A 1,441-nucleotide genomic window follows, 5' to 3' on the forward strand; every position below is an offset into this window, starting at 1 on the left:
GGCACCGGTGAAGTTCGGGTCGGGCGTGAAGACCGCGTTGCCGCCGACCATCACGACCGTGCCACCGACCGGGTTGCCCACTGCCGTGACCGTGAGCGTGTCGCCGTCCGGATCGGTGTCGTTGCCGGCCAGCGTAGCCAGCGGAATCGACACCGGCGTGTCTTCGGTCGTGGTCGCCGTGTCGTTGTTGGCCGTCGGTGCGTCCTGCACCGGCGTCACGTTGACCGTGACGGTGGCGGTGCTCGTGCCGCCGTTGCCGTCGCTGATCGTGTACTGGTAGCTGGCCGTGCCCGTGAAGTTCGGATTCGGCGTGAAGGTGACGTTGCCGCCCGCCAGGCTGACCGTTCCACCCACGGGGTTGGCCACGCCCGTCACGCTCAGGGTGTCGCCGGCGTCAGGATCGGTGTCGTTGGCCAGCAGGCTGGCCACGGTCATGACCACCGGCGTGTCCTCGGCCGTGCTGAACGCATTCGGGTTGGCGGTGGGCGCGTCCTGCACTGGCGTCACGTTCACGATCACCGTGGCCGAATCGCTGCTGGTGCCGTCCGTGATGGTGTACGTGAAGCTGGCTGCGCCCGTGAAGTTCGGGTCGGGCGTGAAGACCACGTCGCCGCCCACCAGCGCCACCGTGCCACCCACGGGGTTGCCCACCCCGGTGATGACCATCGGGTCGTTCTCGGCATCGACGTCGTTGGCCAGCAGCGTGGCGCCCGGGATCGTGATCGGGGTGTCCTCGGGGGTGCTCACCGTGTCGCCGATGGCCGCCGGCGAGGTCACGTTCAGCGCCACCGTGGCCGTCGAAGTGCCGCCGTTGCCGTCGCTGACCGTGTAGGTGAAGCTGTCCGGACCGATGAAGCCCGCAGCCGGCTGGTAGGTGAAGGTGCCGTCGCCGTTGTCGACGATGCTGCCATTGGCCGGCTGGGTGAACGCGCTGATGCTCAGCGTGTCGCCGTCCACGTCGCTGTCGTTGGCGAGCAGCGTCGCCATGGCGATCACCAGTGGCGCATCCTTGGCCGTGGAGACGCTGTCGCCCTGGGCCAGCGGTGCGTCGTTGGCCGGCGTCACGTTCACCGTCACCGTGGCGGTGTCGGTGCCGCCGTTGCCATCGCTGATCGTGTACTCGAAGGTCGCGGCACCCGTGAAGTTCGGATCGGGCGTGAAGACCGCGTTGCCGCCGACGATGGTGACGGTGCCACCAACGGCATTGCCCACTGCCGTCACCGTGAGCGTGTCGCCGTCCTGGTCCGTGTCGTTGCCGGCCAGGGTGGCCAGCGGGATGCTGACCGGAGTGTCTTCGGCCGTACTCGCGGTGTCGTTGTTGGCCGTCGGGGCGTCGTTCACGGGCGTGACGGTGACCGTGACGGTGGCGGTGCTGGTGCCGCCGTTGCCGTCGCTGACCGTGTAGTCGTAGCTGGCCGTGCCCGTGAAGTTGGGGTTCGGA

General features: G+C 68.6%; 1 protein-coding gene. It reads right to left on the reverse strand.

Annotated elements, in window-relative coordinates; translation table 11 throughout:
- Nucleotides 1-1,441, reverse strand: a 1,441-nt coding sequence (locus tag WG902_RS22455) for a cadherin-like domain-containing protein (protein WP_340062449.1), incomplete at both ends; no start/stop codon positions are given.

This window comes from Ramlibacter sp. PS3R-8 (assembly GCF_037572435.1).
Lineage (GTDB): Bacteria > Pseudomonadota > Gammaproteobacteria > Burkholderiales > Burkholderiaceae_C > Ramlibacter.